At 43.8% G+C, this 15028-nt stretch carries 11 protein-coding genes and 1 tRNA gene; 10 read left to right on the top strand and 2 right to left on the bottom strand.

The features are described 5' to 3' along the window. Nucleotides 1-137: 137 nt before the first annotated feature. Nucleotides 138-635 carry a hypothetical protein gene (locus tag IFO66_RS23240; protein ID WP_192027398.1) on the bottom strand — a complete coding sequence of 166 codons (498 nt, stop codon included), beginning with the start codon at nt 633-635 and terminating at the stop codon, nt 138-140. Between the two features lie 372 nt (nt 636-1007). After that, nucleotides 1008-1084: transfer RNA gene (locus IFO66_RS23235), tRNA-Arg, on the bottom strand. Between the two features lie 199 nt (nt 1085-1283). Between IFO66_RS23235 and IFO66_RS23230 the strand changes: the two genes are divergently transcribed. From IFO66_RS23230 to IFO66_RS23185, 10 genes are all read left to right on the top strand, one after another. Then, nucleotides 1284-2216, top strand: coding sequence for a hypothetical protein (locus IFO66_RS23230; protein WP_337913669.1), 933 nt, complete (start codon nt 1284-1286; stop codon nt 2214-2216). Nucleotides 2217-2375: 159 nt separating this feature from the next. After that, nucleotides 2376-3656 carry a trigger factor gene (tig, locus tag IFO66_RS23225; protein ID WP_192027397.1) on the top strand — a complete coding sequence of 427 codons (1281 nt, stop codon included), beginning with the start codon at nt 2376-2378 and terminating at the stop codon, nt 3654-3656. A gap of 364 nt (nt 3657-4020) precedes the next feature. Continuing rightward, on the top strand, nt 4021-4614 hold the full coding sequence (gene clpP, locus IFO66_RS23220) for an ATP-dependent Clp endopeptidase proteolytic subunit ClpP (RefSeq protein ID WP_144994102.1): 594 nt from the start codon (nt 4021-4023) through the stop codon (nt 4612-4614). A gap of 13 nt (nt 4615-4627) precedes the next feature. Further along, nucleotides 4628-5881 carry an ATP-dependent protease ATP-binding subunit ClpX gene (clpX, locus tag IFO66_RS23215; RefSeq protein ID WP_028594161.1) on the top strand — a complete coding sequence of 418 codons (1254 nt, stop codon included), beginning with the start codon at nt 4628-4630 and terminating at the stop codon, nt 5879-5881. A 122-nt stretch (nt 5882-6003) separates the two neighbouring features. Beyond that, nucleotides 6004-7104: a flavodoxin-dependent (E)-4-hydroxy-3-methylbut-2-enyl-diphosphate synthase gene (ispG, locus tag IFO66_RS23210; protein WP_028594162.1), complete on the top strand. Its 1101-nt coding sequence runs from the start codon at nt 6004-6006 to the stop codon at nt 7102-7104. Nucleotides 7105-7518: 414 nt separating this feature from the next. Next, nucleotides 7519-8952 carry an alanine/glycine:cation symporter family protein gene (locus tag IFO66_RS23205; protein ID WP_192027396.1) on the top strand — a complete coding sequence of 478 codons (1434 nt, stop codon included), beginning with the start codon at nt 7519-7521 and terminating at the stop codon, nt 8950-8952. Between the two features lie 198 nt (nt 8953-9150). After that, the gene (lonB, locus tag IFO66_RS23200; protein ID WP_192027395.1) at nt 9151-10890 is read left to right on the top strand and encodes an ATP-dependent protease LonB; all 1740 of its coding nucleotides are present in this window, start codon (nt 9151-9153) and stop codon (nt 10888-10890) included. A gap of 71 nt (nt 10891-10961) precedes the next feature. Continuing rightward, the gene (lon, locus tag IFO66_RS23195; protein ID WP_192027394.1) at nt 10962-13286 is read left to right on the top strand and encodes an endopeptidase La; all 2325 of its coding nucleotides are present in this window, start codon (nt 10962-10964) and stop codon (nt 13284-13286) included. A gap of 159 nt (nt 13287-13445) precedes the next feature. Further along, nucleotides 13446-14084 carry a ribosome biogenesis GTP-binding protein YihA/YsxC gene (gene yihA / locus IFO66_RS23190; RefSeq protein ID WP_192027393.1) on the top strand — a complete coding sequence of 213 codons (639 nt, stop codon included), beginning with the start codon at nt 13446-13448 and terminating at the stop codon, nt 14082-14084. 171 nt (nt 14085-14255) lie between these two features. Then, entirely contained in the window at nt 14256-14840 is a 585-nt protein-coding gene (locus IFO66_RS23185; RefSeq protein WP_192027392.1) for a non-ribosomal peptide synthetase module, read from the top strand. The last annotated feature ends 188 nt before the right edge of the window (nt 14841-15028 follow it).

Here is a 15028-nt window from a genome sequence, read left to right as displayed (position 1 = left end):
GTTTGTTGTGCGCATTTTTCCTTGCTTGCACAAAAAAACAACGGCATAGGGAACTTCACCATGCCGTTTTAGATAATATTTTCTTTTAAGATCTAGTTTATGAGTTTAACTTAATGACATTGGGGGAGACCCTTCCCTTAATCTATTCCATTTATTTTCCATTCACCTTTTTTATTAGAAGAAATAAAAAAAACGGAATATCCTTCGATAACCCCGTTTGTTTCTAAACTTCTCGAAGTTCTCTTTACTGCCACGTATCCTTGAGTTTGTTTCATATCCCTGAACTCGTGCATCTCATTTTTTAAAACTTCGTATGAAGGAAGTTTGTAATCTTGATTATGAAATAATTTTTTAAAGTTTGTTTCATCTTTGGTGTTTACATACTTAGCGTGCAAATTAACGAGTTTAATCATTTCATTTTCGATGCCCTCATATTTGCTTTCGTCAAGAGGAGTAAACTGATTTTCAGTTTGTTCTGGAGTTGAAGGTTTTTCTCCTTGTTCCTTCTCGATTGGCGGAGTGGTTGTTTCTTTTTGACTACAACCGCTCAATAGGACACCAATAGCGATAGCCGCAATGCATAGTCTTTTTATAAAATTTCCTCCTATGAGTTGTGACTGAATAAATGTTACCATAATTTAGCTTGTGTGAACAACTAAGGATTACTAAAGGGGGAATGACAGCAAACACCACTGAAGCTGGTTCAGCTGAAGTTAATATTGGGGGCATGCATAAAGTGCATTACGCGGATTTTTTAATCTGATGTACCTTAGAACATACATACACTGGCTAGATGTTATCGAAGAGTAGTCCATATTTGTTGTGAATGGATGTTGAAAGAGGAGGGGGAAACTTGTGTACCCAATATGCACTTTTATTTTAAAACCAATCGTTTTCAATTATGATCTTCTGGGTAATATATAGATATAAAAATCCCCAGAACCCTTAATGAATAAGGAATTCTGGGGATTTGATGTATAAATCGATCTGCGTTAAAATGTAATAACTGGCGTCCCAGGAGGGATTCGAACCCCCGACCGACGGCTTAGAAGGCCGTTGCTCTATCCTGCTGAGCTACTGGGACAAATAATAACAACATCACTGATAATATCAAAAAATGAGAATGGATGCAATAGTTTGAGTTATCTTTTTTTCTTTCAATTTGTTACAGAAGCTAAACAGTGTAATGTCAGCAGTATCCCAGTGTATGGTATAATGAACAAACCCGACATAGAGAAGGGGACCATGTGGCCTGAACAGCTGACTAGCTGACAAGAAGGTAGGTGCTACTTATTACGGAACATAATCAATCGAAACCGAATGTCGTATTGTTTCCAAAAACATACGAATATTATCAAATGGAACTGACGCGTATGCTGGAGACTGAGCGTTATGCAGAGGCTGTAGCACTGTTGAAGTTCCTATTGCAATGCAGTGGAGACAATGAAGAGAGCCGAATTGAATGGCAAGCACTGCTCGAATGGCTGCTGCAAGCTTTTCCATACCTGCAAGATGAAGCGGAACAACCTTTTATACATAATATTCAGCAAACGGAAGAAGAGGTGTCTGAGCAAGATGTGATGCGTTCACAAGTATTGGAGAAACAGCAGATGGATGAACAATATATAGCGAAGATGCTTGAACGGTTGCAGGAGACTCCTTTTGATGAGAAAAAGTGGTTTATATTGGAGCAGCTAACCGTAGCAGAAGATGCTAATTTGAATGATGAACTTATCTATTTGCTGGAAACGAAGAAACTGCATCCTATTGTTCAATTCGGGATTTTACAGACACTCTGCAAACGAGGAATGACAGGTGCTGTTACCTTTTACCGTGGAAATGAGCAGTGTGTAGTAGATATTGAACATACGCCTCTCGATTATGCCTCATATCCTTCAGCCTTATTAGCGCCAGCAGAGCGTGTGCATGAGGTTGTTGCACTTCGTGAACCGTCAATTGCTTATTTTGCTCAAGAAATATGGCATCAGTTTATTAAGGCTATCTATGGAACATCGCAATATGAACAATTGCGCAGCGGTACAGAAGCTGAGGTGAATGCCTGGGCTGCAGCACTTCATCGCATAGTGGCGGGGCTTCTTCAACTTCAAGAGGAAGAATCAGTAGTGAAACAAATTTATCATATAAACAGTGATTCACGTATCGTTTATGAACAGGCATTGCGATCATTAGCTAAGTCGTTCCGACCAGAATCTTGACGAATTATGGCGAGGCTTGACAACAGGGCTTAGGGCACACATAATGGCAAAGGTGTTGCCTTGAAAAACACTATAGCTTCGGCTATAATGTAATGGTTATTTCAAGAACGTGTAAGCTATGATCTAGCTATGTGATCTTTTTGGAGGGGAAGGCATAAAATGAAAGCAACTTGGGAAAAAATAGAGAGTAACGTTGGTGTCCTTGAAGTTGAAGTTAACGCAGAGCGCGTAACTGAAGCTTTGGATCAAGCATTTAAGAAAGTTCAGAAGCGCGCAAGCGTTCCTGGCTTCCGTAAAGGTAAAGTGCCTCGCACAATTTTCGAAGCGAAATACGGTGTAGAGAGCCTCTACCAAGACGCAATCGACATCTTGCTGCCTAAAGCATACGCTGAAGCAGTTAAAGAGACATCGATTCAACCTGTTGATCAACCAGAAGTTGATGTTGAGCAATTCGCTAAAGGCGAAACGTTCAAGTTCAAAGCTAAAGTAACAGTTAAGCCTGAAGTTAAATTGGGTGACTACAAAGGCCTTAGCGTTGAGCAACAATCTGTTGAAGTAACAGAAGAAGACTTGAGTGCTGAGTTGGAGCGTTTGCAACAACGTCATGCCGAGCTAGTAATCGTTGACGAAGATACTGCAAAGAGCGGTGACACAGTAGTTATCGACTTCGAAGGTTTCGTTGATGGTGAAGCATTTGAAGGTGGACAAGCAGAGCGTTACAGCTTGGAGCTTGGTTCCAATTCCTTCATTCCTGGCTTCGAAGACCAATTGGTTGGCCTTGGAACTGGCGACTTCAAAGAAGTTGAAGTTACATTCCCTGAGCACTACCATGCTGAGAACCTTGCAGGTAAGCCTGCTGTGTTCAAAGTAAAATTGCATGAAATCAAGCGTAAACAGCTTCCAGTATTGGATGATGAGTTCGCTAAAGATGTGAGCGAGTTCGAAACGCTTGACGAATACAAAGCTGATTTGAGCAAGCAGCTTCAAGAACGTAAAGAGCGCGAAGCAGCAGCAGCACGTGAAGCAGCAGTAGTAGAAGCAGTTTCTGCTAAAGCTGAAGTTGAGATTCCACGTTCCATGATCGAATCTGAGATTCAACACATGGTTAAAGATCTTGACAACCGTCTGCGCACGCAAGGCATGAACATGGATATGTTCTTGACTCTTTCTGGCCAAACAATTGCTGACCTTCGTGAGCAAATGCAGAAAGAAGCAGACGTTCGTGTGAAAAACAACCTCGTTCTTGAGCAAGTTGCGAAGGCTGAAAGCCTCGCTATCTCTGACGAAGAGCTAGCAGAAGAGCTTGAGAAGATGGGACAAGCTTACCAACGTCCTGCGGATGAAATCCGTACGATCTTGGAGAAGAACGGTACTATCAACAACCTTCGTGAGGAAGCGCTGCTCCGCAAGACAATCAAGTTTCTTGCAGACAACAACTAATCGCATACAAGCCGAAGGTTAAACCTTTGGTTCAACATGACAAGGCACGTCAATCACGTATTGCGTGCCTTGTTTTTCCTCCTTTTTATAGGCGCTTCTCCAAATGAGTATGTATAGCGTCTTTTATCATATCGTTTGACTCCATTGAAAACAGTGTACATATTTAATAGGTTCATGCTTCATGAACAAACCATGAAAATAGCTGGATGTTCCGCCAGTTGAGCAATTCCTTTGTTGTTTTGAGGAATGAGACTAAATACATAACATAGCGTCATACACTGTAATAACGGTGTGCATATGACATTGATTACGGAACGTGATAAAATAAGTTAGTATAGCCTGATAAAGAAAAGAGGTCGGTACCATGAATTTGATTCCTATGGTCATCGAGCAGACCAATCGGGGCGAACGCTCATACGACATTTACTCCCGATTACTGAAAGACCGCATCATCTTCCTAGGAAGTGCAATTGATGATGATGTTGCAAATAGCATAATTGCTCAATTGTTGTTCTTGGAAGCAGATGATCCAGAAAAGGATATTCACTTATATATCAATTCTCCAGGTGGTTCAGTTACGGCTGGACTTGGTATATTGGATACAATGCAGCATATTAAGCCTGACGTATCTACAATTTGCGTGGGGTTGGCTGCGAGCATGGGCTCGTTGTTGCTTACAGCAGGAGCACCTGGCAAGCGTTTTGCGTTGCCAAATGCGGAAGTTATGATACACCAACCGCTTGGTGGTGTTCGTGGCCAGGCAACAGATATTAAAATTCATGCGGATTGGATCATTAAGACGAAGCAGAAGCTGAATCAGATCTATGTTGACCGTACAGGCCAACCGTATGATAAGATTGACCGCGATACAGATCGCGATTACTTTATGAGTGCGGATGAAGCGAAAGAATACGGCCTTATAGATGCTGTAATTCATTCCGGCACGGCTTTGAAGTAAGGAGGGAAGCGCATTGTTCAAATTTAATGAAGAAAAAGGCCAGTTGAAATGCTCCTTCTGCGGAAAGTCTCAAGAACAAGTACGCAAGTTGGTAGCGGGTCCTGGTGTATATATTTGTGATGAGTGCATCGAGCTTTGCAATGAAATTGTAGAAGAAGAGCTAGGTCACGAAGAAGAGATTGATCTCAAAGACATTCCGAAGCCAAAGGAAATTCGTGGGATTCTGGATCAATATGTTATTGGTCAAGATCAAGCGAAGAAGTCTTTGTCTGTGGCAGTTTATAACCACTACAAGCGCATAAACACCCAAAGCAAGATCGAGGATGTTGAGCTGCAAAAGAGTAACATTTTGCTCGTAGGTCCTACTGGATCTGGTAAGACGTTGCTTGCGCAAACGATGGCGAAGATTCTCAACGTACCATTTGCTATTGCAGATGCAACTTCTTTGACAGAAGCGGGTTACGTAGGTGAGGATGTTGAAAATATCCTGTTGAAGCTTATCCAAGCTGCTGACTACGATGTTGAGAAAGCAGAACGCGGCATCATTTACATCGATGAGATTGATAAGGTTGCTCGTAAATCTGAGAACCCATCCATCACTCGCGATGTTTCTGGTGAAGGTGTACAGCAAGCATTGTTGAAAATTCTTGAAGGTACGGTTGCTTCTGTGCCTCCGCAAGGCGGACGTAAGCATCCACATCAAGAATTCATTCAAATTGACACAACGAACATTTTGTTCATTTGCGGTGGTGCATTTGATGGCCTAGAGCAACTCATCAAGCGCCGTGTTGGTAAGAAAATTATCGGCTTCAACGCAGCTGAGGGCGGACAAAAAGACCTTAAGCCAGGTGAGTATTTGTCCATGACGCTGCCAGAAGACTTGCTGAAATTCGGTTTGATTCCTGAATTCGTAGGTCGTCTACCGGTAATCTCTACACTAGAGCCGTTGGATGAAGAAACGCTTGTGCGCATTTTGAGCGAGCCTAAGAACGCTTTGACGAAGCAGTATCAGAAGCTGTTGGAAATGGACAATGTGAAGCTTGAGTTCGAAGCAGGCGCATTGGAAGCTATTTCTCGCGAAGCGATCAAGCGTAATACAGGTGCACGTGGACTACGCGCAATTATTGAAGGAATTATGCTGGATGTCATGTATGAAGTGCCATCCCGTGACGATATTACAACTTGTGTCATTACCGAACAAGTTGTGCGTGAACGAATCATTCCGGAACTAACAACGGACCAGAAGAAAAAGGAAGAAAGCGCATAATAACGCTTGAACCTAGCAGGGGCAGTCGCCTGTACAGCGACTTTGAATGTAATAGGTGGTTGTCCCTGTTAAAGCGCCGCTAGGCGCTTTTCCGTTGTTATCCGAATTGGGAGAGAATAAACATGTATCTACGACATCAGACGAGACCTGTACAAGTTGGGAACGTAACGATTGGTGGTAATAACGAGGTCATCATTCAAAGTATGTGTACGACGAAGACGGCAGACGTTGAAGCGACCGTTGCTGAGATTCTCCGCTTGGAGGAGGCAGGGTGTCAAGTCGTGCGCGTTACCGTGAACAATGAAGAAGCGGCAAATGCGATTAAAGAAATTAAGAAGCGTATTAATATTCCGCTTGTTGCGGATATTCACTTCGATTATCGCTTGGCGCTCAAGGCGATTGAGAACGGCATTGACAAGGTACGTATCAATCCTGGTAACATTGGCCGTCGTGAGAAGGTTGAGGCGGTCGTAAAAGCGTGTAAAGAACGTGGAATTCCAATTCGTATCGGCGTAAATGCTGGCTCATTGGAAAATCATTTGTTAGAGAAGTACGGATACCCTACGCCTGAAGCTATGGTCGAAAGTGCATTGTTCCACATTGGTATTCTTGAGGAGTTGGATTTCCACGATATTATCGTATCCTTGAAGGCTTCTGATGTGCCGATGGCAATTGCTGCTTATTCCAAAGCTGCTGAAGTAATTAAGTATCCGCTTCACTTGGGGATTACAGAAGCAGGAACGCTGTTCTCTGGAACATGTAAGAGTGCGGCGGGAATCGGAGCGTTGCTATCATTGGGGTTGGGCTCGACGGTTCGTATCAGCTTGAGTGCAGATCCAGTAGAAGAAGTGAAGGTAGCGCGTGAGATCCTCAAGTCATTCGGTTTGATATCGAATGCAGCTACACTTGTATCCTGTCCGACATGTGGACGCTTAGATATCGATTTGTTCTCCATTGCTAATGAGGTGGAAGAGTACATTGCGAACGTCAAAGTACCGATTAAGGTTTCCGTACTGGGCTGTGCAGTAAATGGTCCTGGTGAAGCACGTGAAGCGGATATCGGGATTGCTGGTGCAAGAGGGGAAGGATTGTTGTTCCGCTATGGCCAAATGATACGCAAAGTACCTGAAGCTGACATGGTAGAAGAGTTGAAGAAGGAAATTGACATTATTGTAGCCGAATATGAGCGTACAGGTAAAATTCCTGGGCGTGAAAGACACTAACAGTCAAGGTGTTTTGTGCACTTCGACTGTTGGATAACAGGCCGTACACTGTGAATTACAGTTGTACGGCTTGTTTGTTTATTGGATCATTTTTGACGGAAAGCTGTTTCTGGTATCATTTGTTAGGTTAATTAACATATGTGGCCCCGCAAGAGGAGTAAAAAATTGAGTGAAAAAGCACATACTAAAGAGTATCATCACCTAATAAAATGCGCTAATCATCAAGAAATGCATAATTTTAACACTGTTTATCAAGAAAATGTTGCTAAATGATTAATAAATTCTATCACGAGTATTATATTTATTTATTTTACTTTATTGGATGATCAGGTAAAATTAATCTAGAAGTTATGTTAAGAAAGTTGACATACACCTGATTCATCAAGAATGCCATCAAGAGAAAGGGTGCGATATATGCTAGACACTTTGGAATCATGGATTGTTCTATTTAATGATAAGTGGTACCTCATGCTGATCTTTATTCTTATCGGCGCAGGACTATGGTTTTCTTTCAACACTGGATTCATCCAAGTGCGATCCGTTAAAGAAATTTTCCGTCTATTCAAGGTTCGTGAACGAAACCCTGATGATGCAGAAGATACGACAACGCCTAATAAGAAAAAAGGTGTGTCATCTTTCCAAGCCTTTGCCATGAGCACAGCTTCTCGAGTGGGAATTGGTAACTTGGCTGGCGTTGCGATTGCAATTAAGACAGGTGGTCCTGGTGCAGTATTTTGGATGTGGGTTATTGCCATCATCGGAGCTTCCTCTGCATTTATAGAGTCTACACTTGCTCAAGTATACAAAGTAAAAGATGGAAAGGCATTCCGCGGCGGTCCGGCTTATTATATGGAAAAAGCGCTTAATGCGCGTTGGCTCGGTATCGTGTTTGCACTTCTCATTATGGTCACGTATGGCTTTGTATTTAACTCAGTGCAGGCGAATACAGTAACGGCTGCTTTCGGTAATCTATTTGAAATTCAACCCATTACTATGGGTATTATTTTAGCCGTTATTACGATGATTACGATTTTTGGCGGGGTACAACGTATTGCGAAAGTATCTGCTACAGTCGTACCGATTATGGCATTAGCATACATCGGAATTGCGCTTTATGTTGTTGCAATGAACTATACACAAATTCCAGCTGTATTTAGCTCCATCATTATGAATGCGTTTGGATGGGAAGAAGCAGTTGGCGGCGGTATAGGGGCTGCCATCATGAACGGAATTAAACGAGGTTTGTTCTCGAATGAAGCTGGTATGGGTAGCGCTCCGAATGCTGCTGCAACAGCAACGGTTAGTCATCCAGCTAAACAAGGTATTATTCAATCCTTTGGTGTATTCGTTGATACATTGCTCGTATGTAGTTCGACTGCATTTATTATCTTGTTCTCTGGTGCACATTTGTCCACAGAAACAGATGGTATTCAGTTGACACAGGTTGCATTAGCATCACAAATTGGTCCATGGGCGGAATACTTTATCGCGTTTGCGATCTTCCTGTTCGCGTTCACGTCCTTAATCGGTAATTACTACTATGGACAGAGCAACATCGAGTTCATTACGAAGAAAAAAGGTTGGTTGTTGTCCTATCGTGTCGTTGTTGTAGCGATGGTACTTGTGGGCTCGGTTGCAAAAATTTCTTTGGTATGGAACTTGGCAGATACGTTTATGGGCTTCATGGCGTTTATTAACCTTATCGCTATTTTGCTTCTCGGTAAAATAGCATTTAAAGTGCTGGACGATTATAATCGTCAGCGCAAGGCTGGAAAAGAGCCTGTATTTTATGCAGACTCGATCCCTGGTCTTCAAAATGCGGATTGCTGGGAGCGCAAAAAAGTATAAGCATACCGAATTGTAACCATTACAATTTCATCGTGTGAATAATGAGATATTCGCATGACTTATAAGGAATCCGGTGAAGGGCAATACTACCAAGTATTGAACTACACCGGATTTTTTTGTGTGCTGTGAAATGGGTTTAAAGGTTGTTCAGTGCCGCAAAAGAGCTTGCGAACATGCACTTAAAGGAGGAGTAACGCGATGAATCTTAGCATGATATTAATGCTTATCAATGCTTTTTTCGCCATTATTATTGGAGTATACTTCTGGAATTTGTTGAAGAGCCAGAAGTCTAACCGTACTGCTGTTGACCGAGAGTCTCGCAAGGAGATGGACAAACTTCGCAAAATGCGTTCTGTTTCCCTTTCTAAGCCACTAGCAGAGAAAACAAGACCTGCTTCCATGAAGGACATTGTCGGTCAGCGTGACGGCTTGCGTGCGCTTAAAGCTGCGTTATGCAGTTCTAATCCGCAGCATGTCATTATTTATGGTCCTCCTGGGGTTGGCAAGACAGCGGCTGCTAGGGTTATTTTGGAGGAGGCGAAGAAAAATCCGAGCTCTCCATTTACGTTTGAATCGAAATTCACAGAAATCGATGCGACTACAGCTCGCTTTGATGAGCGTGGTATTGCAGATCCGCTTATAGGATCTGTACATGATCCTATTTACCAAGGAGCGGGTGCGATGGGAGTGGCGGGTATACCACAGCCCAAGCCTGGTGCGGTGACGAAGGCACATGGAGGCGTCTTGTTTATTGATGAGATTGGTGAGCTTCATCCGATTCAAATGAACAAGCTGCTAAAGGTGTTGGAAGATCGAAAAGTATTTTTAGAGAGTGCTTACTATCATATTGAAGACCCTAATATTCCAACACATATTCATGATATTTTTGAAAATGGCTTGCCAGCTGATTTTCGTCTCGTCGGAGCAACGACGCGTTCGCCGCAAGACATTTCGCCAGCTTTGCGTTCACGCTGCATGGAGATCTTTTTTAGACCCTTGCTGCCTGAAGAAATTGAAAGCATCGCTGAGCATGCGGTGAAAAAAATAGGATTTCCTCCTGCACCCGAAGCCGTTGATGTGTTGAAAAAGTATGCAACGAATGGTCGTGAAGCGGTTAATATTATTCAGTTGGCTGTTGGATTAGCACTGTCTGAGCATCGCTCTTCCTTAGTGGCAGCTGATGTAGAGTGGGTCATTAACAGTAGTCAGCTTACGCCTCGGCCAGATCGGAAAGTGGGTACCGCCCCTCAGGTAGGTCTTGTAAACGGATTGGCGGTATACGGTCCTAACATGGGTGCTTTGCTCGAGATTGAAGTGTCTGCTATTCGGGTTAAAAATGGACATGGCAAATATACGATTACTGGCGTTGTTGAGGAAGAGGAATTAAATGGTGGTGGTGCTCGTACACTACGTCGTAAAAGTATGGCTAAAGGTTCCATTGAGAATGTGCTGACGGTACTAAGAGCATGTGGCTACGAGACGAAAAATTATGATCTGCACATTAACTTCCCAGGGGGGTCGCCAGTTGATGGTCCGTCTGCAGGGATCGCGATGGGTGTTGCGATAGCATCAGCAATAAATGGTTGGTCCATCGATCATCGCTTAGCTATGACCGGAGAAATTAGTGTTCATGGCAGAGTGAAGCCAGTAGGTGGCGTGCTTGCCAAAGTAGAAGCGGCATTTCAAGCTGGAGCATCCCGTGTCATTATTCCGAAAGAAAATTGGCAAGAGATATTTAATGACCTTAACGGATTGCAAGTTATCCCTGTAGAATATTTTGAAGAGGTACTTAAGCACACATTTGCAGCTCAAATGCAGGATGATCCACTCCAACTGCCGAAGTCATTTGAGCGGTCTGGCGGCTCGACAGTGCCATTATTTCATGCGGAATCAACAGATGGTTTACACGGCGATAATCCCCCTTCTACAACGTGCTAATTGGTGTTTTGGGGCTTGATAAGTTACAATGGATATACATCTAACACGACAATCATGGGGGTGCCAATGCGATGGAGCCGAAACTTACACAAGTTCGAAAGCTTCCACTTCTGCCTCTACGAGGACTACTCGTCTATCCAAGCATGGTGCTTCATCTGGATGTCGGGCGTGATAAGTCCGTTAAAGCGCTCGAGCAAGCGATGCTTGAAGACCAGATGCTGCTTTTGTCCTCCCAGTCCGAAGTGAGCGTAGAGGATCCTGCGCAGGACGATATTTATCCAGTAGGGACCGTAGCTACTGTTCGTCAAATGCTTCGTTTGCCTAACAACACGATCCGGGTACTTGTTGAAGGGTTGACGAGGGCGGAAATTATTGAATATGTATCTAATGATGACTTCTATGAAGTGAAAGTTAATCTTATTGAGGAGCAGTCGGGAGCAGAGCATGAGACAGAAGCGTTCCGACGTTCGGTTCTGGCTAAGTTTGAAAGTTATGTATCTTTATCCAAGAAAGTAACTGCGGAGACATTAGCGACAGTTGCGGATATTACGGAGCCTGGAAGATTTGCTGATATGGTGGCGGGTCACTTGCCGCTTAAGCTCAAAGATAAGCAGTATTTACTTGAACTTTCCAATGTTAGAGATCGGCTAGAAGCACTGCTTGAAATGTTGGAAAATGAAAGTGAAGTACTTGAGTTGGAGCGCAAAATTCATTCTCAGGTGAAGAAGCGGATTGAGAAGACACAGAAGGAATATTACTTGCGTGAGCAGATGAAAGCTATTCAGAAGGAGTTAGGTGACAAAGAAGGCCGTGTAGGTGAAGTCGAGGAGCTTCGCGAGCAGCTTAAGTCACTAGGTGCTCCGGAAAAAGTGCTTGAGAAGCTCACTAAAGAAATCGACCGACTAGAAAAGATTCCTCCTAGTTCTGCTGAAGGTGCTGTTGTTCGCAATTACATTGACTGGGTCATGCAAATTCCATGGGGGACTCGTACAGAGGACGACATGGACTTGAACAAGGCCGAGTCTATATTAGAAGCGGATCATTATGGCCTCGAAAAACCAAAAGAGCGGGTATTAGAGTATCTTGCGGTACAACAGCTCGTTAAACAGCTGAAAGGTCCAATACTTTGTATGGTTGGACCGCCTGGTGTGGGGAAAACGTCATTGGCGCGATCCATTGCCAAGTCACTTGGACGTAAATTCGTACGGATATCGTTAGGCGGTGTGAGGGACGAAGCTGAGATTCGTGGTCATCGCCGTACGTATGTTGGAGCGATGCCAGGGCGTATTATTCAAGCGTTGAAGACAGCGGGATCGATGAATCCAGTTGTGCTCTTGGATGAAATCGATAAGATGGGTTCTGACATGAGAGGTGATCCTTCCGCTGCTATGTTGGAAGTGCTTGATCCTGAGCAGAACAATACGTTTAGCGACCATTTCATTGAGTTGCCTGTGGACTTATCCCAAGTCTTGTTTGTAACGACAGCGAATGCTGTTCATAACATACCTCGCCCGCTGCTTGATCGTATGGAATACATACCGCTGTCCGGTTATACGGAATTAGAGAAGCTGGAGATCGCGAAGCGTCATCTATTTGAGAAGCAATTGCGCGATCATGGACTTCAAGAAGAGCAATTGCAGCTGGATGACGATGTTATTCGTCGTCTCATTCGCGAATACACGCGAGAAGCGGGTGTGCGTCAGCTAGAGCAGCGTTTAGCTGCGCTTTGTCGTAAGGCGGCTAAGATTATCGTGTCCAAATCCGAAGAGACGGTCCGAATTGCTTCATCTGATATAGAGGAGTTTCTAGGCGTGCCTCGATACAGATACGGCCAATCTGAGCAAGAGCATCAGGTTGGAATCGTCACGGGGCTTGCGTGGACAGAAGTTGGCGGTGATACGCTGACGATTGAAGTGACAGTCGTTCCTGGTGCTGGCAAGTTGTTACTGACGGGTAAGCTGGGTGATGTGATGAAGGAATCTGCTCAAGCGGCATTTAGCTACATCCGTTCCAAAGCCAATGTGTGGGGATTAGAGCCTTCGTTCCATGAGAAATTGGATATACACATTCATGTTCCTGAAGGTGCTATTCCGAAAGACGGACCGTCCGCAGGGATTGCTATGGCTACGGCACTCGTTTCAGCTTTGACGAAGAGGCATGTATCGAAGGATGTTGCTATGACAGGCGAGATTACTTTGCGTGGTCGTGTACTTCCTATCGGTGGCTTGAAAGAGAAGTCCTTGGCTGCGCATCGAGCGGGTATTCAAAAAGTACTTTTCCCGCATGACAATGTGCGTGACTTGGATGATATACCAGAAAGTGTTCGCGAAGAGCTGGTATTTGTCCCTGTCCGTCATATGGATGAAGTGCTGGAGCATGCATTGCTCGACCAATAAAGGTGCTGGAGTTGTGTAAGCGACTAGGTCTTTATTTTCGATAATTAGCTTTTGTGGGACAGTAGAGTAGGTAACAAATAGTGGTGACGAATGAAGCGGGCGCCGATATAAGGCGTCCGTTATTGCGTATGTAGTATGAATAAAGGATGGTGTCGCAACATGAAAATTAAAAATGCAGAATTTATTATAAGTGCGGTAGGACCTGATCAATATCCAGAGGATGGGTTGCCGGAAATCGCGTTGGCTGGGCGCTCAAATGTAGGTAAATCCTCGTTGATCAACCGCCTTATTATGCGCAAAAACTTGGCTCGCACAAGTTCGCAGCCAGGTAAAACACAGCAATTGAACTATTATCGCATTCATACCGATAATGAGCTTTATTTTGTCGATGTACCAGGCTATGGCTTTGCTAAAGTATCAAAAACACAGCGTGCTGCTTGGGGGCGCATGATTGAAGCTTACATTCAAAATCGTGAGCCGTTGAAGCTTATTATGCAAGTCATTGACCTCCGTCATGCACCTTCCAAAGACGATGTTATGATGTATGATTGGCTGACTCACTTTGATCTGCCTGTTTGTATTGTAGCGACGAAAGCGGACAAACTGCCGCGCAGTCAGTGGCCAAAGCATTTGAAGCAGGTGAAAACAACGTTGGGCATAAAGCCAAATACACCGATTGTGATGTTCTCTTCTGAGACAGGAATGGGTAGAGAAGAATTGTGGGACATTATTGCTCAAACTGCATTTCCAGAAATGGATGCAGATATAGAAGAAGATAATAATTCATCGGAAACGTAGGTTGAAACGGCTAGAAAACAAGAAATCATGCGGTTATTTCATCGGAATGCCGTTTTCCAGCTGATTTTTCTCAAATCCTCAATAAAATAATGACTCGTCAAGAGGAAATTCGCTTTGCTCTGTAGTATAATGGTAATGTAAGCAAAGGTTCAGGAATTGAGGAGATAAAGTATGGCTAGGCGATTAGCCACAGAATATGTGAAAGCCCGTATGCAGATGACAGAGCCGCAGTTAACCTTATTTTTAAGTTCATTACCAAGTCAAACGTTAGTTTGGCGTGTTAAAGTAATGGACAACGGGAATCAAGAAGTTGTTCTTGAGGATGGTCAAGGTGATGCGATTACATTCCTGTTCGAGAAGCAAGGCAATCGGTATGTCTGTGTAACGTCTTGTCGCTTACTTCGCCCGAAGTTAACTCAGATCATGCATAAGCTTGTGATGGAGTTTCGTGGTGAGGCGGTTGTTAACCGCATTTTTGCAGGCTTTACGATGCAGTATGTATATACTGAAGGTAAGGTGTGCCAAATTGTAGAGCAACAGGGTGAGCAAGCTCGGATCGTATACGAGCAGAAAGACTTTGCTCGCGACTTGCAGATAATGTATGGTCAAGATATTGTGGAGCAGCAAATTGCTGCTATCCGTGAACAGATCAACGAGCTGTTGGACGCACGTAACCGTGATTCAGGTGATCAGGTTGCATCCATTGATCAGCAGTTGCATGCATTATCACATCAATTGTTTGTATTAGAAGCATAAGCACTGTGGAATCATACACCTAAACGATAGTCATAATAGCCGCCTCTACATAGAGGCGGTCTTTCTTGTTGTACGCCCAGCATGGGCGTCATCTCTAGGGTGAAAGTCCCGAACGGGGGCTGGCGAACGCCTACCGTTAGCCAAGAGCAAGGGTGTCTGTCGTGAGGCAGAATCTGAAGGAAGCTGGA

The organism is Paenibacillus arenosi (assembly GCF_014841135.1).
GTDB lineage: Bacteria > Bacillota > Bacilli > Paenibacillales > Paenibacillaceae > Paenibacillus_B > Paenibacillus_B arenosi.
The sequence above is the reverse complement of the archived record's forward strand: the minus strand, read 5'-3'. Positions and strand labels throughout refer to the sequence as shown.

Bases quoted from the DNA above. Each gene is read 5' to 3' on its own strand.
- ispG (WP_028594162.1), top strand. From the start codon at position 6,004: ATGTATCTACGACATCAGACGAGACCTGTACAAGTTGGGAACGTAACG.
- tig (WP_192027397.1), top strand. From the start codon at position 2,376: ATGAAAGCAACTTGGGAAAAAATAGAGAGTAACGTTGGTGTCCTTGAA.
- yihA (WP_192027393.1), top strand. From the start codon at position 13,446: ATGAAAATTAAAAATGCAGAATTTATTATAAGTGCGGTAGGACCTGAT.
- lon (WP_192027394.1), top strand. From the start codon at position 10,962: ATGGAGCCGAAACTTACACAAGTTCGAAAGCTTCCACTTCTGCCTCTA.
- IFO66_RS23185 (WP_192027392.1), top strand. From the start codon at position 14,256: ATGGCTAGGCGATTAGCCACAGAATATGTGAAAGCCCGTATGCAGATG.
- IFO66_RS23240 (WP_192027398.1), bottom strand. From the start codon at position 635: ATGGTAACATTTATTCAGTCACAACTCATAGGAGGAAATTTTATAAAA.
- clpP (WP_144994102.1), top strand. From the start codon at position 4,021: ATGAATTTGATTCCTATGGTCATCGAGCAGACCAATCGGGGCGAACGC.
- lonB (WP_192027395.1), top strand. From the start codon at position 9,151: ATGAATCTTAGCATGATATTAATGCTTATCAATGCTTTTTTCGCCATT.
- IFO66_RS23205 (WP_192027396.1), top strand. From the start codon at position 7,519: ATGCTAGACACTTTGGAATCATGGATTGTTCTATTTAATGATAAGTGG.